At 75.4% G+C, this 20,389-nt stretch carries 13 protein-coding genes; 6 read left to right on the top strand and 7 right to left on the bottom strand.

The features are described 5' to 3' along the window. Positions 1-115: 115 nt before the first annotated feature. Complete coding sequence (locus tag ACQEU6_RS45475) at positions 116-1,414, top strand: serine hydrolase domain-containing protein (protein WP_499340010.1); 1,299 nt, start codon at positions 116-118, stop codon at positions 1,412-1,414. 190 nt (positions 1,415-1,604) lie between these two features. Here ACQEU6_RS45475 and mtnA read toward each other — a convergent pair whose 3' ends face one another. After that, positions 1,605-2,639, bottom strand: a complete 1,035-nt coding sequence (mtnA, locus tag ACQEU6_RS45470; RefSeq protein WP_499340009.1) for an S-methyl-5-thioribose-1-phosphate isomerase — start codon at positions 2,637-2,639, stop codon at positions 1,605-1,607. A 145-nt stretch (positions 2,640-2,784) separates the two neighbouring features. On the opposite strand from mtnA, the gene imuA' reads away from it, so the two are divergent. From imuA' to ACQEU6_RS45450, 4 genes are all read left to right on the top strand, one after another. Further along, positions 2,785-3,570, top strand: a complete 786-nt coding sequence (gene imuA' / locus ACQEU6_RS45465; RefSeq protein ID WP_499340008.1) for a DnaE2-dependent mutagenesis accessory factor ImuA' — start codon at positions 2,785-2,787, stop codon at positions 3,568-3,570. 100 nt (positions 3,571-3,670) lie between these two features. After that, a complete protein-coding gene (locus tag ACQEU6_RS45460) occupies positions 3,671-5,086 on the top strand; it encodes a DNA polymerase Y family protein (RefSeq protein WP_499340007.1) in 1,416 nt (471 codons plus the stop codon). A 33-nt stretch (positions 5,087-5,119) separates the two neighbouring features. Continuing rightward, entirely contained in the window at positions 5,120-8,389 is a 3,270-nt protein-coding gene (locus ACQEU6_RS45455; RefSeq protein WP_499340006.1) for an error-prone DNA polymerase, read from the top strand. Positions 8,390-8,518: 129 nt separating this feature from the next. Next, positions 8,519-10,525 (top strand): protein kinase domain-containing protein, encoded by a 2,007-nt coding sequence (locus ACQEU6_RS45450; protein ID WP_499340005.1) that lies wholly within the window; start codon positions 8,519-8,521, stop codon positions 10,523-10,525. Between the two features lie 21 nt (positions 10,526-10,546). Here ACQEU6_RS45450 and ACQEU6_RS45445 read toward each other — a convergent pair whose 3' ends face one another. Further along, the gene (locus tag ACQEU6_RS45445) at positions 10,547-11,476 is read right to left on the bottom strand and encodes a Ppx/GppA family phosphatase (RefSeq protein ID WP_499340004.1); all 930 of its coding nucleotides are present in this window, start codon (positions 11,474-11,476) and stop codon (positions 10,547-10,549) included. Positions 11,477-11,541: 65 nt separating this feature from the next. Here ACQEU6_RS45445 and ACQEU6_RS45440 point away from each other — a divergent pair, with 65 nt between their 5' ends. After that, positions 11,542-11,970 carry a PH domain-containing protein gene (locus tag ACQEU6_RS45440; RefSeq protein WP_499340003.1) on the top strand — a complete coding sequence of 143 codons (429 nt, stop codon included), beginning with the start codon at positions 11,542-11,544 and terminating at the stop codon, positions 11,968-11,970. Between the two features lie 223 nt (positions 11,971-12,193). On the opposite strand, the gene ACQEU6_RS45435 is transcribed toward ACQEU6_RS45440, so the two are convergent. The 5 genes from ACQEU6_RS45435 to ACQEU6_RS45415 all read right to left on the bottom strand — a co-directional run bounded on the left by ACQEU6_RS45435 (position 12,194) and on the right by ACQEU6_RS45415 (position 20,378). Continuing rightward, positions 12,194-13,099 carry a ribokinase gene (locus tag ACQEU6_RS45435; RefSeq protein ID WP_499340002.1) on the bottom strand — a complete coding sequence of 302 codons (906 nt, stop codon included), beginning with the start codon at positions 13,097-13,099 and terminating at the stop codon, positions 12,194-12,196. Positions 13,100-13,137: 38 nt separating this feature from the next. Further along, the gene (locus ACQEU6_RS45430; protein WP_499340001.1) at positions 13,138-13,311 is read right to left on the bottom strand and encodes a hypothetical protein; all 174 of its coding nucleotides are present in this window, start codon (positions 13,309-13,311) and stop codon (positions 13,138-13,140) included. Positions 13,312-13,442: 131 nt separating this feature from the next. Continuing rightward, entirely contained in the window at positions 13,443-14,234 is a 792-nt protein-coding gene (locus ACQEU6_RS45425) for an aldo/keto reductase (RefSeq protein WP_499340566.1), read from the bottom strand. Between the two features lie 160 nt (positions 14,235-14,394). After that, entirely contained in the window at positions 14,395-17,589 is a 3,195-nt protein-coding gene (locus ACQEU6_RS45420; protein ID WP_499340000.1) for a family 78 glycoside hydrolase catalytic domain, read from the bottom strand. 41 nt (positions 17,590-17,630) lie between these two features. Beyond that, positions 17,631-20,378: a family 78 glycoside hydrolase catalytic domain gene (locus ACQEU6_RS45415; protein WP_499339999.1), complete on the bottom strand. Its 2,748-nt coding sequence runs from the start codon at positions 20,376-20,378 to the stop codon at positions 17,631-17,633. Positions 20,379-20,389 lie beyond the last annotated feature (11 nt).

Raw genomic sequence — 20,389 nt, 5'->3', positions numbered from 1 at the left:
CCCGATCGGCCCGGTGGCATATGCCGGAAACCGGCCGCACCACCCCAAGATCATGTTATTTTCCCCGCTCAAGCCCATGTGGATCATGTGGGACAGGTGATCGGGAGGGGACGCGGTGACACGGCGGCTCAGTCGGCGGGACTTCGGCAGGCTCATGGGATCGGCGGGGATCGGCCTCGCGGCGCCCGCGCTCGTCGGCGGCTGCGGGACGGCGTCCCAGCAGGCGGCGACCCGGGCGGGCACGCGGACGTGGCAGGTCTCCGGGGCGGCGGGCGCCGGGCTCGGCGGCTTCGACACCGCGGTCAAGTCGCTGATGCAGGCCCGGAACATCCCGTGCGGATCGCTCGCCGTCATGCGCAAGGGCAAGCTCGTGCTCGCGCGCGGCTACACCTGGAGCGACGACACGTCGCTCAAGGTCCAGCCGACGTCGCTGTTCCGGCTCGCCAGCCTCAGCAAGGCCGTCACGGCCACGGCGGTCGCCCGGCTCGTCCAGGACGGCAGGCTCAGCCTGTCGGCGCGCGTGACGGACCTGCTGACGCTGACGCCGCCGCCCGGCCAGTCCGCCGACCCGCGCCTCGCCCAGGTGACGGTGCAGCGGCTGCTCCAGCACCTCGGCGGCTGGGACCGCGACATCTCCGGCGACGCCACCTACCGCGACCGCACCACCGCGAAACTGCTGGGCGTCCCGCTGCCGATCACCCGGGACCAGATGGTGCAGTACGGGACGGGCCTGAAGCTCAACCACGACCCCGGCTCCACCTTCGCCTACAGCAACTACGGATACCTCCTGCTCGGCCAGATCATCGCCAAGGCCGCGGGGACGAGCTACGAGCAGTACGTCCAGAAGAGCGTGCTGGGCCCCATGGGGATCACCCGGATGCGGCCCGGGAAGTCGCTGGCGGCAGGCCGCGCGCCCGGGGAGGTGCCCTACTTCTCGCAGCGGACCGGGCCGTCGGTGTTCGACGAGGCCGGGACGACCCTCCCGGCCCCCTACGGCACGTTCAACGTCGAGAACCGCACCCCGATGGGCGGCTGGCTCGCGTCCGCCGTCGACTACGTGCGCTTCACCCAGATCCACGACGGCGGGACGAGCGTCCTGAACTCCTCCTCGATCGCCTCGATCTTCGCCAAGCCGGAGACGGGCCTGAACTCGGGCGGGTCCTACTACGGCTTCGGCTGGTACGTGCGCGACGTGACGGGCGGCCGGAACACCTGGCACTCCGGCGCCCTCGACGGGACCAGCACGATCGTGACGCGCCGCTACGACGGCGTGACCTGGGCGCTGCTGTTCGACCAGCGCGACGACCCGTCCGGGCTCACCTACGAGTACGACGACTTCAGCGCCCCGCTGCACAAGGTCGCGAACGCGATGACGACCTGGCCGTCCACGAACCTGTTCGGCACCTACTTCTGACCGACCCGCAGAGCTAGTGCCTGTCTCGAGGTGGCTTCGGCCATGCTCGCGAACGCGTGACCCGGCCGGTGGAGCGAAGCCGGAGGCGAGCGGAGCCGGGCGGATCGCGAAGCGATGCTGCGTTCGCCCAGGCCCGGTCGCGTAGCGAGCCGCCAGGCGAGCGAAGTGGGCCGGGGCTTTGAAACACAGCCTAGATCCGGGGCGCGGCGGTGGACGGCGTCGCGCCCGCCGAGACCTCCAGCACGCCCGTCTCGGTGACCAGCGCGGTCACGAGGCGGGCGGGCGTGACGTCGAACGCGGGGTTGAACGCGCCCACCCGCTCCGGGGCGGTCCGCGCGCCGCCGAAGGCCAGGACCTCCCCGGCGTCGCGCTCCTCGATCGGCACGCCCGCGCCGTCGGGGAGCGCGAGGTCGACGGTGCTCCACGGCGCGGCGACCACCAGCGGGATCCCGGCCTCCCGGCAGGCCAGCGCCACGCCGACCGAGCCGATCTTGTTGGCGGTGTCGCCGTTGGCGGCGATCCGGTCGGCGCCGATGACCGCGACGTCCACCAGGCCGCGCAGGACGGTGCTCGGCGCGGCGCCGTCCGCCTGCACCACGCAGGGGATGCCGGCCTGGTCGAGCTCCCACGCGGTGAGCCGCGCGCCCTGCAGGAGGGGGCGGGTCTCGTCGGCGTAGACGAGTTCGACGCGTCCCCGGCCGTGGAGTTCCCGGACGACGCCGAGGGCCGTCCCCCAGCCGGCGGTGGCGAGCGAGCCGGCGTTGCAGTGCGTCAGGACGCGCAGGGGCCGGTCCCCCACCCGGTCGAGGATCCAGTCGGCGCCGAACGCCCCGATGGCGCGGTTGCCGCGCACGTCCTCGTCCAGCAGCGCCTGGGCCTCGGCCGCCACCGCGTCGGCGCCCTTCGCGACGAGCGGCAGGACCCGGTCCACCCCGGCGGCCAGGTTCACCGCCGTCGGGCGGGCCTCCCGGACGCGGGCGATCGCGGCGTCGCGGGCGGCGGCGTCCCAGCCCTCCCGCTCGGCCTGCCGCACGGCGACGGCGACGCCGAACGCGCCCGCCACGCCCAGCGCGGGGGCTCCCCGCACCACCAGCCGCCGGATCGCGTCCACGAGCGCGCCGGTGTCGCGGACCGTGAGGAACTCCACCCGGTGGGGCAGGACGGTCTGGTCCAGCAGGCGCAGGGCTTCGCCCGTCCATTCGATGGTCGGCACATCGGTCGTCATGTCTTCATGATGCACAAAATGCCGCGAAGCCCGACACTGCCGGGCTTTCGGGCCGTCCCGAGTCCGCCGCGTGACCTGCGACGACTTGACACGGGTCGAACTCATGTTCGAGATTTGTGCGGGAGGGCGTGAGAGGAGGGCGAGCGTGCCGGAGGCGGCCCTGCGGGAACTTGCGGCGGCGCTGGAGGACGCCGGGCCGGCGACGGCGCCGCACGCGGCGGTGCCGGTGCTGCCCGCGCTGCGAGGCGTGGTCCCCGGCGGCGGGCTGCGGCCCGGCTCGGTCGTCGGGCTGGACGGCCCCGGCGCCGCCTCCCTCGGCCTCGCCCTCGCCGCGGGCGTGTCCCGGCACGGCGGCGAGGACGGCGCCGGCGGCTGGTGCGGCGTCGTCGGCCTCCCCGGCTTCGGCGTGGCCGCCGCGGCGGGCATGGGCGCCGCGCCCGAGCGGCTGCTGCTCGTCGACGAGCCCGGCGACCGCTGGCCCGACGTGGTCGCCGCCCTGGCCGAGGCCGTCGAGCTGGTCCTGCTGTGCCCGCCCGAGCGCCCCGGCGCCGCCGCGGTCCGCCGGCTGTCGGCGCTGGCCCGCAAGCACGGCTGCGTCCTCACGCTGACCGGCGCGTTCGCCCGCGACTGGCCCGGCACGCGGCTCCGCCTCCGCGCGGAGGACCCGGTGTGGGAGGGCCTCGCCGAGGGGCACGGCCGGCTCACCGGCCGCCGCGTCCAGGTCGTCGCCGAGGGGCGCGACGCCCCCGGTTCCGGCCGCGGCGCCCTCCTCTGGCTCCCGGCGCCCGACGGCTCCGTCCGGCCGGTGGAGACGGCGCGGCCCCCGCTGGAGCTGGTGCCCGGCGCCGTGGCCGCGGGCGCGCCCGTCCACCCGCGCCCCTCCGCCCTCCCGCCGCTCGTGCGGGTGCCGGTCGAGGAGGGGATCGCGTGACCAGGGTCCTCGCGGCGTGGTGCCCCGACTGGCCGGTCACCGCGGTCGGGATCGACGCGGCCACCCCGGGCGCCGTGGTCGCGCGGGGGCAGGTGGCGGCGTGCTCGGCGGCGGCCCGCGCCGAGGGGTGCGGCGCGGTCAGCGCGTCCGCGACGCCCAGCGGCGGTGCCCCGAGCTGGCGGTCCGCGAGCGCGACACCGACGCGGAGGGGCGGCGCTTCGAGGCGGTCGCGCAGGCGGTCGCGGAGCTGACGCCGCGCGTGGAGGTGGTGCGGCCGGGGCTGTGCGCGATCCCGGCGCGCGGCCCCGCCCGGTTCTACGGAGGCGAGGAGGCGCTGCGCGTCCTCGTCCAGGACACGGTCGTCGAGGCCGGCCACGACTGCGGTTCGGGCGTCGCGGACGGGCTGTTCGCGGCCGAGCTGGCGGCGCGGGCGGGGCAGGGCGGCGTCGTCGTGCCGGAGGGCGGCGCGGCGGCGTTCCTCGCCCCGTACCCCCTGTCCGTGCTCGACCGGCCGGAACTGGCCGACCTGCTGCGGCGGCTCGGCGTCGCGAGCCTCGGCGCCTTCGCGGCCCTCCCGTCCGGGCACGTCGCGGGCCGCTTCGGGACGGACGGCGCGCTCGCGCACCGGCTGGCGCGGGGCGAGGAGCCGCGCCCGCTCGCGCCGGTCCGCGCCGCCGCCGACCTGTCGGTGCGCGCCGCCTTCGACCCGCCGGCCGAGCAGGCGGAGCGGGTCGTGTTCGCGGCGAAGCGCCTCGCGGGCGAGCTGCACGAGGGCCTCGCGGCGGGCGGGCTGGCGTGCGTCCGGCTGGAGGTCGCGGCCGGGTTCGCCGACGGGCACGTCCTGCGGCGGCTGTGGCGGCACGACGGGCTGTCGGCGCTGGCCGTCGCCGAGCGGGTGCGGTGGCAGCTGTCGGCCCACCGGCCCGCCGGGGACGGCGGCGGCGAGGACGGCTGGGGCGGTGTCACGTGGGTCGAACTGGCGCCCGACCAGCTCGTCCCCGACCTCGGACGGCAGGAGGGGCTCTGGGGGCGCACCACCGTCACCGACCGCGTCGCGCGGGCCGCCGACCGGATCCAGGCGCTCCTCGGCCACCAGGGGATCGCGCGGCCCGTGCTGGTGGGCGGGCGCGGGCCGGGCGAGCGGGTCGTCCGCGTCCCGGTCGGCGACCTGGCCCCCGCCGAACCGCGGGAGGGGCCGTGGCCCGGGAGCGTGTCCGGGCCCGCGCCGGCGGTGGTCCCGGCGGCGCCCGCGCCCGCCGAGCTGGCCGACGCGTCCGGCGCGGCGGTCGTGGTGTCGGCGCGGTGCGAGGTGTCGGCGCCGCCCGCGACGCTGCGCGTGCACGGCCGTCCCGCCGCCGTGACCGGCTGGACGGGCCCGTGGCCGGCGGACGAGCGCTGGTGGGACCCGTCCGCCGCGCGCCGCCGCGCCCGGTTCCAGGTCACCACCGACGACGGCGCCGCCTACCTGCTCGCCGTCGAGGGCGGGCGCTGGCACGTCGAGGCCGTCTATGACTGAGCGGCCCCCGACGAGCGGAAGGCGCCCCGGCTGATGGGATGGCACAACCCGCCGATCCCGTGGCGGGAGTTCGAGGAGCGGCTGTCGTGGCGGCCCGGCGAGCGGGCGCCCGAGCCGCCGCCGGAGCCGGCCGCCGTCCCCCGCCGCGCCGAGGCGGAGGTGCCGTGGGCGGAGCTCCACGTCCACTCCTCGTTCAGCTTCCTGGACGGGGCGAGCGACCCCGGCTCGCTCGTCGCCGAGGCGGCGCGGCTCGGCGTGCGGGCGATGGCGGTCACCGACCACGACGGCATGTACGGGGCCGTGCAGTTCGCGCGGGCGGCCGGCGAGGCCGGGATCGGCACGGTGTTCGGCGCGGAGCTGGGCCTCGGCCTGCCCGGGCCGCGGACCGGCGAGCCCGACCCGGCGGGCCGGCACCTGCTGGTGCTCGCGCGGGGCGCCCCCGGGTACGCGCGGCTCTGCTCGGCGATCACGTCCGCGCAGCTCGCCGGCGGGCGCAAGGGCCGCCCGGTGTACGACGCGGAGGCGCTGGCCGGCGCGCACGGCGGGCACTGGGCCGTCCTCACCGGCTGCCGCAAGGGCCCGGTCCCGGCGGCGCTGGAGGCGGGCGGCCCCGACGCGGCGGAGCGGGAGCTGCGCGCGCTGGTCGGCGCCTACGGCCGCGAGAACGTGTTCGTCGAGCTGGTCGACCACGACCAGCCCGACGACGACCTGCGCAACGACGCCCTCTTCGCGCTCGCGCGCCGGGCCCGGGTGGACGTGGTGGCGTCCAACAACGTCCACTTCGCCGCGCCCGGAGCCGACGCGCGGCTCGCGCAGGCCATGGCCGCCGTCCGGGCCCGGCGCGGCCTGGACGACATGGCCGGCTGGCTTCCGGCGGGCGGCACCGCGCACATCCGCAGCGGCGCGGAGATGGAGAGGCGGCTGGCGCGGTTCCCCGGAGTCCGGGAGCGGACGGTCGCGCTGGCGGAGGAGTGCCGGTTCGCCTTCGACGTCGTCGCGCCCCGGCTGCCCGACTGGCCCGTCCCGGACGGGCACGACGAGGCGAGCTGGCTGCGGCGCCTGGTGAAGGAGGGCGCGCTCCAGCGGTACGGGCCGCCCGAGCGGGAGCGGGTCTCCGGCGCCTACGAGCAGATCGCCCGGGAGCTGGACGTGATCGAGCAGCTCCGCTTCCCCGGCTACTTCCTGATCGTGCACGACATCGTGGAGTTCTGCCGGAGCAAGGGGATCCTGTGCCAGGGGCGGGGCTCGGCGGCGAACTCGGCGGTCTGCTACGCGCTCGGCATCACGGGGGTCGACGCCGTCCGGCACGGCCTGCTGTTCGAGCGCTTCCTTTCGCCCGGACGGGACGGCCCGCCCGACATCGACCTGGACATCGAGCACCGGCGCCGCGAGGAGGCCATCCAGTACGTCTACGAGAAGTACGGGCGGGAGCACACCGCGCAGGTCGCCAACGTCATCAGCTACCGCCCGCGCATGGCCGTCCGGGACGCGGCGCGCGCGCTCGGCTTCTCCCCCGGCCAGCAGGACGCCTGGTCGAAGAGCATCGACCCGCGCGACCCCGTCGGGGCGGAGACCGGCATCCCGGCCCCGGTGAGGGAGCTCGCGGACCGGATGCTGACGCTGCCGCGCCACCTCGGCATCCACTCCGGCGGCATGGTCATCGCGGACCGGCCCGTCGGGGAGATCTGCCCGATCGAGTGGGCGTCGATGCCGGGACGCAGCGTCCTGCAGTGGGACAAGGACGACTGCGCGGCGGCCGGGCTCGTCAAGTTCGACCTGCTCGGCCTCGGGATGCTCGCGGCGCTGCACGACTGCTTCGACCTGGTGGCCGAGCACCACGGCCGGCGGCACGACCTCCAGTCGATCCCCCCGGACGACCCGGAGGTCTACGACATGCTGTGCGACGCCGACACGGTCGGGGTGTTCCAGGTCGAGTCGCGGGCGCAGATGGCGACGCTGCCCCGCCTGAGGCCCCGCGAGTTCTACGACCTGGTGGTGGAGGTGGCGCTGATCAGGCCGGGGCCGATCCAGGGCGGGTCCGTGCACCCCTACCTGCGGCGGCGCAAGGGCCTGGAGCCCGCCGACTGCCCGCACCCGCTGATGGAGCCGGCCCTGTCCCGGACGCTCGGCGTCCCGCTGTTCCAGGAGCAGATGATGCAGCTCGCCGTCGACTGCGCGGGCTTCACCCCGGCGGAGGCCGACCGGCTCCGGCAGGCGATGGGCGCCAAGCGGGCCCCCGAGCGCGTCGAGCGGCTGAGGCGGCGGCTGCTCGACGGGATGGCCGGGCGCGGCATCCCGGCCCCGATCGCGGAGAGCGTGTACGAGAAGATCCTCGGCTTCACCGGCTTCGGGTTCCCCGAGTCGCACGCGCAGAGCTTCGCCCATCTGGTGTACGCCAGCGCCTGGCTGAAGCGCCACCACCCCGCCGCGTTCACCGCGGCCCTGGTGCGCAACCAGCCCATGGGCTTCTACAGCCCGCAGAGCCTCCTCGCCGACGCCCGGCGGCACGGTGTCGAGGTCCGGGCCGTGGACATCGACGCCAGCGACGTCCACCCCACCCTGGAGGGGCCCGTCGAGGTCGCCTCCGGCCATCCCCACGCGCCCGCGGCGCCGCAGCCGGCGATACGGCTGGGGCTGGCGGGCATCCGCAACCTGGGGGACGACACCGCGGAGGCCGTGGCGGCCGGACGCCCCTACACGAGCATGGAGGACCTCGCCCGCCGCGTGCCGCTGTCGGCCGGCGCCCTGGAGGCCCTCGCCACCGCGGGCGCCTTCGACCGGTTCGGCCTGTCGCGGCGCGAGGCGCTCTGGGCGGCGGGCGCGCTGGCGGGCTCCGGCCCGGGGCGGATCGAGGGCGTCACGCCGGGCGCGTCCGCCCCCGCCCTCCCGGCGATGACGCCGATCGAGGAGACCCTCGCCGACCTGTGGGCGACCGGCGTCTCCCACACCCATCCGGTCGCGCACGTCCGGGAGGCGCTGGACGAGCTGGGCGCGCTGCCGTCCGCGCGGCTCGCGGGGACGCCGGGCGAGACCAACGTCGTCGTCGCCGGGCTCGTCACCCACCGGCAGCGCCCGCCGACGGCCGGCGGCATCGTGTTCATGACCCTGGAGGACGAGACCGGCATCATCAACGTGGTGTGCCCGCCGCAGGTGTTCCAGCGGCACCGCGCCCTCGCCGTCGACTCGCAGGCGCTGCTGGTCAGCGGCCGCCTGGAGCGCGTGGACGGGGTCGTGAACGTGCGCGCGACCCGGCTGCGCCGGCTGCCGGTCCCCGGCCGCGTCCGGGCCCGCAACTTCCACTGAGCCGAGATCGGGCGGCTCTCGCTAGAACCTCGCGCCCTCCTCTGTCATCGTATGGAGGCGTTGGGGCCGCGTGCCGCCGTGGTGGCGGCCGCCAAGACGTGGCTCCGTGGGGGCGGAAGGTGAGACTCCATGGACGCGACCTCTCTGGGTGAGCTGCGTCCGGACGATCCGTCCCGGATCGGCCGGTACCGCATCGAGGCCAAGATCGGCGAGGGCGGGATGGGCGCCGTCTACCTCGGCCGCGACGCCGACGGGCGGGCCGTGGCCGTGAAGGTGGTCCGGGCCGAGCTGGCGGGCGACAGGACGTTCCTCGCGCGCTTCCACGACGAGGCCGCCAACGCCCAGCGCGTCGCGTCGTTCTGCACGGCGCAGGTCCTGGAGCACGGCGAGGACCTCGGGCTGGCCTACATGGTGACCGAGTACATCGACGGGCCGTCGCTGCTCCAGCACGTCAGCGCCAACGGGGCGCTGTCGCCGGGGATGCTGCACGGCGTCGCGGTCGGCGTCGCCGCCGCGCTCGTCGCCATCCACAGCGCGGGCCTGGTGCACCGCGACCTGAAGCCGAGCAACGTGCTGCTGTCCATCTCCGGCCCGCGCGTGATCGACTTCGGGATCGCCCGCGCGCTGGACATGGCCTCCTCCCACACCCGGACCGGGCAGGTCGTCGGCACGCCCGGCTGGATCGCCCCCGAGCAGATCACCACGCAGCAGGTCACCCCCGCCGTGGACGTGTTCGCCTGGGGCTGCCTGGTGGCGTTCGCCGCCAGCGGCCGCAACCCCTTCGGGCAGGGCTCGTTCCAGATCATGGCGGCCCGCGCCGTGCACGCCGACCCCGAGATCGGCGATCTGCCGCCGTCGCTGGCCGGGCTCGTCCAGGCGTCGCTGCGCAAGGACCCCGCGCAGCGGCCGAGCGCCCGCGACCTGCTCCTGGCGCTGGTCGGCGGCTCCGGCGAGGCCGCCGTGACGACCGAGCTGGGCGAGTCGTGGACCGCCCCGCCCGCGGGCGCCCCGGCGGTCACCCGCGCCGCCGACCCGTCGGCCACGTCCCAGGACGTCCCGCGGCCCCTCCCTCAACCTCAGCCGCAGCCGACGCCCCAGCCGGAGCCGCGGACCGAACCCGTGTACGAGCGCCGCACCGACCCGCCCACCGCGCGGGAGTTCCCGGCGCCTCCGGCCGGGGGCCGGGGCTCGTCGCGGCGCGGCGTGCTCGCCGCGTCGACCGCGGTGGGACTGCTGGTCGCCGGGATCGTGGCGGGCGCCGTCTACCTCAACGGCCGGGACTCCGGCGACGCGCGGAACGCGGCGGCGGGCTCGGCGGCGTTCCCCACCGCCCCGATGTTCGTCCGCATCGACACCGCGCCCGGGTGGCCGGCGTCGTGCAACGCCGACATCGGCGTCTACAGGCCCGGCGACGCGTCCGCGACGACGCTGGTGGGCGGGCCGACCTGCGACGTCCTCCCCGAGCGGTCACCGGACGGCAAGCGCGTCGCTTTCACCAGGATGGGCCCGCGGAGCGGCGAGGCCTGGGTGGTGAACGCCGACGGGTCCGGCGCCCGGAAGGTCGCCGGCATCGTGCGCGGCACCCGCGTGACGTGGTCGCCCGACGGCGCCCGGCTGGCCTACATGGCCGAGAAGGACGGCGTCCGGCAGATCTTCGCGGTCGCCGTGGACGGCGGCCCGGCCACCCAGCTGACCACCGACGGCTCCCTCAAGGACGATCCGATGTGGTCGTCCACGGGCAAGATCGTGTTCTGGAGCGAGCGGGACTCCGACGTGGAGCAGATCTACACCATGGACGCCGGCCGGCCCGGCGGCGCCTGGACGCGGCTGAGCGGGGACGGCGTGCGCGCGGTCGACCCGGAGTGGTCCCCCGACGGCTCCAGGGTCGCCTTCGTGCGGGGCCCCGCCGCCGGGAGCGACATCTGGATCATGAACGCGGACGGGTCCGGCGCGCACGCGCTGACGTCCGGGGCCGCGCGCGACATGGACCCGGCGTGGTCGGGCGACGGCCGCTGGCTCGCCTACGTGCGCGGCGCCGTCACCGACCCGCTGATCCGCGCCGTCCGCGCGGACGGCACCGGCGACCGCGCGGTCACGCCCGAGGGCCGGGTGTTCGGCCACCCGAACTGGTCGTGACGGCCGGACCGGGCCCCGCGCTCAGCCGGTGATCATGTCGAGGCGGCGGAGGATGACGCCCTCGCGCAGCGCCCACGGGCAGATCTCCAGCTCCGGCAGCTCGAACAGGTCCATCGCGGCGTCGGCGACGATCGCGCCGGCGAGCAGCTGCGGGGCCCGCCGCTCGGACACGCCGGGCAGCTCGGCGCGCTCGGCCGCGGGCATCGCGGCGAGCTTGTCGGTCCAGTCGGTGAGGGCCCCGCCGGCGAGGACGCGCCGCTGGTAGGGGCCGTCGGCCGTCGAGGCGGCGCCGCCGATCCGGGCGAGCTGCTTGAACGTCTTGGACGTGGCGACCGCGTGGTCGGCCGCCCCGTACCGGGCGACGTCCCCGACCCGCCGCGCGATCTCCGCGCGGACGTGCCGGCGCACGTTGCGGACCTCCTCGGCGGGCGGCGGGTCCGCGGTGAACCGGTCGCGGGTGAGCCGCCCGGCGCCGAGCGGCAGGGAGAACGCCACGTCCGGCTCCTCGTCGAGGCCGGAGGCGATCTCCAGCGAGCCGCCGCCGATGTCCACCACCAGCAGCCGCCCCGAGGACCAGCCGAACCAGCGCCGGACGGCGAGGAACGTCAGCCGCGCCTCCTCCTCGCCGGACAGCGCCCGGATGTCGATCCGCTTGTCCTCGCGGATGCGCGCCAGCACGTCCTCGCCGTTGGCGGCGTCGCGGACGGCGGAGGTGGCGAACGCGACCAGGTTCTCCACGCCCTTGTCCTCGGCGACCTGGAGGGCCTCGTCGACGAAGTCGCGCAGCAGCGCCTCTCCCTCGCCGGAGAGCCGCTCGCCGTCCTCCAGGTGATCGGTGAGTCTCAGGTCCGCCTTGTGGGAGTAGGCGGGGAGGGGCCGCGCGCCCTGGTGGGCGTCCACCACCAGGAGATGCACCGTGTTCGAACCCACGTCCAGCACACCGAGTCGCATGGCCCCGACGCTATCGGACCGATCCATGGCGCGGGCAGGCCCCGGCTGCGGCTATGGTCGGCGGCATGGAGCCGGGTCAGGAGCGGCGGTGGCGCGTACCGCCAGGTCATGTGGTGGTCAAGTGCGCCGCCGCGGCGGCCGTCACGGCGCTGCTCGTGCTGTACTCCCACGACCCCCAGTTCCGGTTCCTGGCGGGCGCGGCGGCGCTCGGGCTGAACGTGCTCGCGCTGCGCGACCTGATCGCCCCGGTCCGGCTCGCCGCCGACGGCGACGGCCTGACCGTCGTGACCGGCTACGCCAGGCGCCACCGCCTGCGCTGGGACGAGGTGGTCTCCATCCGGGTCGACGAGCGGCGCCGGCTCCTGCTGCACACGCGGATCCTGGAGATCGAGACCGCCGACGACCTGTTCCTGCTCAGCGCGTACGACCTGGGCTCGGACGTCCACGACGCCGCCGACGAGCTGTACCGGCTCCGCGCCCGCACCGACCGCTGACCCTGGCTGCGTCTCAAAGTCCCGGCCCACTTCGCTCGCCTTGGCGGCTGTGTTCATTCAGTCCCGGCCCACTTCGCTCGCCTTGGCGGCTCGCTACGTGACCGGGCCTGGGCGAACGCGGCATCGCTTCGCGATCTGCCCGGTTCCGCTCGCCTCCGGCTTCGCTCCACCGGGCAGTTCACGCGTTCGCGCGCATGGCCAAGACCATTTCGAGACAGGATCCCTAGTGGACGGGGAGGTCGCCGTGCGCGGGGAACGAGCTCTGCGCGCCGGGGCGGCGGACCGCGGCGGCGCCCACGCGGGTGGCGTAGCGGGCCGCGTCCCGCAGCGAGTCGCCGCGTGCGAGGCGCAGGCACAGCCCGGCGGTGAAGGCGTCCCCGGCGCCCGTGGTGTCGACCGCCTCCGACCGCGGGGACGGGACGGCGTCCGCGCCCCGGCCGTCGGCGACCACGACGCCGTCGGCGCCGACCGTGATCACGACGGAGCGCGGGCCCGCCCCGGCGAGCTCCGCCGCCATCTCGGCGGGGGCGCCGTCCCCGCCGAGGAGGAAGGCGGCCTCGTGCTCGTTGACGACGAGGGGGTCGCAGAGGGCGAGCAGCCCGTCCGGGACGGGCGCGGCCGGCGAGAGGTTCAGCACGACCCGGCGGCCCGCCCGGGCGGCGAGGCCCGCGGCGGCCTCCACCGCGGGCAGCGGCACCTCCAGCTGGAACGACGTCACCGGCGCGCTCTCGATCAGCGCGCGGGCCGCCTCGACGTCGGCGGGGCCGAGCCTGGCGTTGGCGCCGGGCGAGACGATGATGCTGTTGTCGCCGTCCGGCCCGACCGTGATCAGCGCGACGCCGGTCGGGACGCCCGGCGTGGTCGCCAGGTGCGCGAGGTCGACGCCGTCCGCGGCCAGGGCGCCGCGCAGCAGGGCGCCGTGCCCGTCGTCGCCGACCCGGCCGACGATCGCGGCCCGACCGCCGAGCCGCGCCGCCGCGACCGCCTGGTTGGCGCCCTTGCCGCCCGGGTGCGTGGCCAGGTCGGACCCGAACACGGTCTCCCCCGGCGCGGGCCTCCGTCCCACGCCCACCACCAGGTCGGCGTTGAGCGATCCCACCACGACGACGTCACATCCGCGCTGTTCCACCCGTTACGACTACACGCGCGGAGGCGTCGGCGCAACCACTACCCCGCGCGCAGTTCCGCCAGGTCGACGACCTCGGCCAGGTCCTCGACGGACGGGTAGTAGCCGCGGCCGACGGGCACGCCGTCCCGCGTCACCAGCAGCGCGCTCTCCCCCCGCACGCCGGCGAAGTCCGCCCACGCGCGGTGCGCGCCGGTCAGCCGCACCGCCGTCACCCGTAAACCGCCGGGCCCCGTCCAGGTTCCCCGCCTCTCCCCCATACACGGAACGTTACGCTCGGCAGCTCAACGTTACGATCTTGGGGTCTCCCGCGGCGCCGGCGTGCCGCGCTGGTCCCGGGGCCCGGTTAGTCCGTCTCGAACGTCGCCGGGTCGGGCCCGAAGCGGACGCCCTTGTCCATCTCGCCGAGCGTCTCCATGTCGTCCGGGGTCAGCTCGAAGCCGAAGACGTCGATGTTCTCGGCGATCCGGGACGGCGTCGCCGACTTCGGGATGACCACGTTCCCGATCTCCAGGTGCCAGCGGAGCGCGATCTGCGCGGCGGTGCGGCCGTGCAGCCGGGCGATGCGGTCGAGCGCGGGGTCGTCCAGCAGCCCGTGCCCCTGCCCGAGCGGCGCCCACGCCTCGGTGCGGATGCCGTGGTCCCGGTGGAAGGCGCGCATCCCGTCCTGCTGGAAGTACGGGTGCAGCTCGATCTGGTTGACGGCGGGGACGACGCCGGCCTCGTCGATGACGCGCCGCAGCGTCTCCACGGTGAAGTTGGAGACGCCGATCGACCGCACCCGCCCGTCGTGCTTCAGCCGCTCCAGCGCCCGCCAGGTCTCCAGGTACATGTCGCGGCCCGGCATCGGCCAGTGGATCAGGTAGAGGTCCAGGTACTCCAGGCCGAGGCGGCGCAGGCTCGCGTCGTAGGCGCGCATGGCGTCGTCGTAGCCCTGGTCGCTGTTCCAGAGCTTGCTGGTGACGAACAGCTCCTCGCGCGGCAGGCCCGACGCGCGCAGCGCGCGTCCGACGCCTTCCTCGTTGCCGTAGGCGCTGGCGGTGTCGATGCTGCGGTAGCCGTTCCGCAGGGCGACCGTCACCGCGTTCTCGGCCTCCTCGTCCCCCACCTGGAACACCCCGAAGCCGAGCTGCGGCATCGCGGTCCCGTCGATGAGGTCCACGTTCGGTACGGTCACGGCGTCCCTCCTTCCTCGACTGTGTGCCGTGCGCTCTCCTGCCCAGCGACGTGCCGTCAAACATGGCCGGGACGACCGCGGGCCGGGGCCGGGCGGCCCGGCCCGCGGGGTCATCCGGCCGTCACGGCGCGCTCCCCTCGAACGTCCAGTCGCCGGAGCCGACCTCGAAGACGGCGCGGCCGTTCTGGACGCCGATCCACCTGGCCTCCTCCGGGGCCTTCGGCTTGGCGGACCCGCCGAGGAGCGGGTACTCGACGCGGGCCCGCGTGCCCGGCGGGACGGTGACGTCCAGGCGGAGCCTCCTGCCGGCGCGGCGCCACGAGGACGCAGCGCGCCCGCGCGGCGTCTCGTAGGTCGCGGACGCGCGGGTGACGTCCCCGACGACCGCCGGCCGGACGAGGAGGGTCGCGAACCCGATCGAGTCGTCGGTCTGGCCGAGCCCCGCGAGGGCGGCGTGGAACCACTCGTCGATCGCGCCGAGCATGAAGTGGTTCTGGGAGGCGCCCGAGGTGGGGCCGTCCCAGTTCTCGGTCAGCGAGGTCGCGCCGTGGACGACCTGGTAGCCGTAGCTGGGGTTGCCGGTCTGCGTCGCGACCGCGTGGATGACGTCGTCGCGCCCGGCCGCGGACAGCACGTGGAACAGCGACGGCAGTGCGATCTCGCCGACCGTCAGGTGGTAGCCCTTCGCCTCGATGCTCTTCACCAGGTGGGTGAGGACGGCGTCCCTCCGGCCCGCCGGGACGGCCCCCATGTCGAGGGCGAGGGCGTCGCAGGCCTGGCTTCCGGACCCGTAGGTGTCGCCGGTGGCGTACTTCGCGTCGAACGCCGAGCCGATCTCGCCCGCGAGCGCCTCGTACCGGGCGGCGTCGGCGCCCTTCCCGAGGACCGCGGCGATCCGCGCGAGGGCGGTGACGGCGCGGTGGTAGCCGAAGGTCGCGGTCACCCCCTTCGGGGTGCTGTCGTCGAAGGTGATCCAGTCGCCGAGGCCGTAGTCGAGCAGGTGCCCCTTCGCCTTCCCGGACAGGTAGTCCACGTAGCGGACCATGTTCGGGTAGTAGGTGCGCAGCGTCGCCTCGTCGCCGTACGCGCGGTACATCTGCCAGGGCGCGAACACGATGACGTTGCCCCAGTTGGGGTCGTCCCTGAACCCGCCGGAGAACACCGTGAACTCGGGCGCGATGTCGGGGACGAGCCCGTCCTCGGTCTGGGCCTCGGCGATGTCGCGGACGAGCTCGCCGTAGTAGGCGGCGACGTCGTAGTTGCGGGCGACGGCGGGGAACACGAGGTTGGCCTGCTCCAGCCAGCCGAGCTTCTCGCGGTGCGGGCAGTCGGTGAGGACGGAGTACATGTTGCTCTGCACGGCCCGGTCGATGATCTTGTGGATGTCGTTGAGGAGGCCGTGCGAGCTGGTGAACGAGCCCGCCCTGGCGTTGCCCGCGCGCAGGACGATCCCGGTGACGGTGCCCTCGTCCGGCTCCCCGGGCAGCCCTTCGAGCTGCAGGTAGCGGAAGCCGTGGTAGCAGAACCGGGGGTGCCAGGTCTCGGTGCCGGCGCCGGAGAGGGTGTAGGTGTCCCAGATGGGCGAGCCGGTGGTGTGCTGGCTGACGGTCCCGTCGGCGGCGAGCAGCTCGCCGGGGCGCATCGTCACCTTCGTCCCGGCCGGGCCGCTGACGCGCAGCAGCGGCCAGCCCGCGAAGTTGACGCCGAGGTCCACGACGTGGACGCCGTCCTTCGGGCTCGTGATCTTCTTGGTGCGCAGGGTCTCGACGGGGACGATCGGCGGCGCCGCCCGGGCCGCGAGCCGGGCGGTGGGCGCGGCGACGCGCACCGCCGCCGTCCAGTCCCGCCGGGTGCGGCGCGCGTCGTGGTCCTCGCCGCCGTACCAGTTGGTGAACGTGGTGGCGCCGAGGGCCGTGCGCCAGGACGCGTCGGACCCGACGACCTCGCGCGACCCGTCGGTGTAGGTGATCTCCAGCTGGCCCAGGAACGCGGGCTTGCCGTCCGAGCGGGTCAGCTTCTCGTAGCGGCCGGGCGTCGGCGGCACGTGCGCCATGCCGGTGCCCAGCTCCACCTCGACGGTGTTGCCGCCCCGGTGGAGCAGCCTGGTCACGTCGTAGGTGGTGTAGACGATCCGCTCCTTGTACTTGCTGTAGGGCGGTTCGAGGACGGCGTCGCTGACGGGCCGCCCGTTCACGGTGACGTCCAGGACGCCGAGGGCGGTGGCGTAGAGGCGGGCCGAGCGCACGCGCCTGCCGATCGTGAACTCGCGCCTGAGGACGGGCAGGGCCTCGGGCTGGCGGCGCAGCGGCGGCGGCGCCTCCTGGCCCTCGACCGCGGCGGCCGTGTCGAAGGCCGCGCCGTCGGCGGAGGTCCGGACCGTGAAGTCCTCCGGGAAGTTGGGGGTCCTACCGTCGTCGGTCGTCTCGTCGGTGCGCGGGTAGAGCAGGATCCGGTCGAACCGCTGCTCCCGGCCGAGGTCGATCTGGACCCAGATCGGCGTGTCGAGGGCCTGGTCCCTGCGCTCCAGGCTCGTGTAGCCGAAGGGCGCGGCGTCGCTGGTGAGGTGGCCGTCGGTGACGGCCTTCGGCTCCCACTGGCCCCCGACGGTGTAGCTCTCCGACGCGGTGACCGGCGCCTTCGCCGCCAGGTTCGGACCGGACGCCCCGTCCAGCACCTGGATCTCGGCGAGCTGGAGCCGCGACACCTTGTAGGGCCAGCCCTCCTTGATGGGCAGCCCGAGCCGGGTCACGTCCAGCCGGACGTACCGGGCGGTGCGGGCGGCGAACGCGACCGTCGCGGGCGCGGGCTCCGGGTCGGACGACCACACCGCGTTCCCGATCCACGCGGCCGTCCAGTCGGCGGGGGCGAGCAGGCCCATCTCGAAGTGGGACGGGTCGCTCCACGCGGACGCGCGGCCCTGCCCGTCCCACACGCGGACCTGCCACGAGGCGCGCTGCCGGGACGTCAGCGCGCGTCCCGCGTACACGGCCGAGACGGCGCCCCCGGCGACCTTGCCGGAGTCCCACAGGTCGGCGCGGGCGAGGCGGGCGTCCGCGCTCGCCACCCGCACCTGGTAGGCGGTCTGGACGGCGTCGCGCGGCCCGGCGGCGAACCGCCAGGAGAGCGTCGGCGCCGTGTCGTCGATGCCGAGGGGCGACGGCAGGTGGTCGACCCGCAGGTCGGTGGGGTGCAGCGACCGGTGCGGCGCGGCCGCGGGCGCCGCGAGGGCCGGCGACGCGACCGCGCCGCTCGCCGTGACCGCCGCGGCGGCGACGCCGCCGGCCTGGACGAACCTTCTCCGTGACAACTCGTTCATGCTGGGCTCCTCAGGGGGGTGGGTGGAGCGGGGGGCCTCGTTCACGGCCTGCTCCTGATCACCGTGGTGCGGCCGGAGCCGACCGGGCCGACGAACAGGAGCCGGCCGGTGGCGTCCCCGCCCGTGGCGCGGGGCGCGCGGGCATGGGGTCCGGTGACGTGGAACGCGCGCGGGTCGTCGTCGCCGAGCTCGACGACCACGCGGGCGGACGCGCCGGGCGGCACGTCCACGTCCAGGCGGTACCGCTCGCCGCGGTCGAGCGCGACGGAGACCGGGCCGCGGATCGTCGGGACCCGTCCGGAGATCCGGGTCAGGTCGCCGGGGCGCGGCCGGATCTCGATCCCGGCGGCGCCCGGTGCGGTGATCCGCACGCCGAGGACGTGGCGCGGGATGACGTTCGCGGGCGCCGAACCCCAGGCGTGCGAGAACGTCATGTTGGGCTTGAGGGACGGGTCCCACGCCTCCGCGACGACGGTCGCGCCGAGGTCGTCCATCATGTGCAGCCAGGAACTCATGCCGGCGGCCGTCATCAGCCCGATCGCGGCCTTGGCCTGGCCGGTGGCGAACAGGGCGTCCAGGAGGAACTGCGCGCCGTAGACGCTGACCTTCATGCCGCCGTCCGCGAGCGTCTTCCCCAAGGCGCGGACGACCGCGTCGGGGACCGTGCCGGGCCCCGCCACTCCGAGCGCGACCGGGTACACGGTGGCGTGCTGCGCGCTGTGGGCGGTCCCCGCCCCGTCGAAGAAGCGACCGCCGGACGCGTCGAGGAGCTTCTCCCGCATCGCCTCGGCCAGCGTGTCGGCGCGCCCCCGCCAGCTCTTCGCGTCGGCGGTCCTGCCGAGGGCGTCCGCGATGTCGGCCATCGCGCTGAACGCGGCGTACTGGCAGGCGTTCACGACCGTGTTGACCTCGGTGAACACGTACCCGTCCCGATTGGACGCGGGCCAGTCGACCAGGTCCTGGGTGGGCTTGGCGGGGTCCTTGCGGACGAGCCCGTCGTCGCCGAGGTGCGCCGTCAGGTGCTTGCCCGCGAGGACGCCGTAGTCCGCGGCGAGCTGGTCCGGGTCGCCGGTGTGCAGGTAGTCCTGCCAGGCCGACATGACGTTCATCAGCCGGTACTCGGTCGGCCACGTGGGGTTGCGGGCGAGGTAGGCGTCGGATGCGCGGGCCAGCGCGAACGAGCGCTGCACCGCGTACTCGGACGCCTGGTTGACGAGCGCGTCGCCCTCGTAGGGGCCGCGTTCGCGCGTCGGCGTGTCGGTGTAGAGGTCGCCGCGCGTCGCCTCGATCGAGTACCGGCACAGCTCGTACACGCGGTCGAGGTCGGGGCTGGAACTGGAGAACGAGGCGTCGGAGTCGCGCCAGGCGGCCCGCCAGGCGCGTCCGGTGACGGCCCCCGACAGGTCGAGGGCGTCGTCGCAGATGAGCTGCGCGTAGCGGAACCCTCGGTAGCCCCAGTGCTCGATGGTCTGGAGTCCGTCGCGGAGCGTCCAGACCTCCCGGTAGGTGACGCCGGCGCGCAGCGCGTGCCTGACGGTCCCGTCGCCGTTCAGCTCCTCGCCGAGTCGGACCTCGACGGTCTGCCCGGCCTCGCCGCGCACGGACAGGCGCAGACCGCCCGCGATCTCCCGTCCGAGGTCGACGAGCCAGGTGCCGGACGACACCTTCCGCACCGACGCGGGCTCGGCGTCGTGCAGCCCGACCGGTTCGACGAGCGCGGGCTCCAGCCCGGCGACGGCCGCTTTCGCCACCGCCGGTTCCCAGCCGGAGTCGTCGAAGCCGGGGCGCGTCCAGCCGGCCGGCTCCTGCCGCATGTCCCAGTACTCCTGGGGGCCCGTGTAGAAGCCGGAGCCGATCGTCCCGCCGTCGCGCAGCAGCCCGGCCTGGCGGCGCGCCTTCCACGCCGGGCCGCTCCGGACGGTGGTGGACGTCCCGTCGGCGTAGGTGACGACGATCTCGGCGAGGAAGCGCTTGTCCTCGGTGGTGTACGCCAGGGCGGCGAGCGCGTTGCGCCGGCCCGGCTCCAGCGCGCCCGTCACGTCGAAGGAGTGGTACTTCGGCGCCCCCGCCCCGCCCCGCATGGAGGCGAAGCCCGCCACCTCGCCGTTCACCCAGATCTTGGCCGGGTACTGGCGGATGCCCGCGGGCGACTGGGCGGCGACATGGAGCACGGCGGCCGCGATCGGCTTGCGTTCCGGGACGAACTCGGTGCGCAGCAGCGCCCAGTCGTCGTCGGGCGATCCGGCCGAGGACAGGGTCGACTGCCACCTGGCGAGGGTCAGGGCGCCGCCCGCGACCGTGCCGGCGCCGAAGGTGCCGCGGCCCTCGGCGAAGTCCTCGTCGATGACCGCTTCGCCGTCCGGTCCGGTGAAGGTGACGCGGTCCCACACGTTGGCCTCGGTGGAGCCGTTGCGCATCCCGACCGTGCCCGTCCGGTACGTGGCGTCGGTCGCGGTGTCGACCTCGGCGCCGTCGATCGACGTCCGGAAGGTGGAGCCCGCCATCTCGACCGCCACGTCGTACCAGCGTCCCGTCTCGACGGGGATCGGCAGCCGCTTCTCCTCCAGCACCTGATAGGCGCCGTTCACGCAGACGTGCTTCTTCAGGACGCCCGGAGATCCGGCGCGCAGCTGCCACAGGTAGTTGGCGCTCGTCCCGGACGCCCGGAACCAGAGGCTCGCCGCGACCGAGGTGATCTGCACGCGGACCCGGAGGACGCCGTCGCCGGGCGCCCGCGCGGCCTTCGCCCAGATCGGCTCGGCGGACCACGCGCCGACGCCCGTGGCCACCAGGGCGGGCT

Source organism: Spirillospora sp. CA-108201 (assembly GCF_050936235.1).
In the GTDB taxonomy this organism is placed as follows: Bacteria; Actinomycetota; Actinomycetes; order Streptosporangiales; family Streptosporangiaceae; genus Spirillospora.
This window is presented reverse-complemented; position numbering and strand designations above follow the sequence as displayed.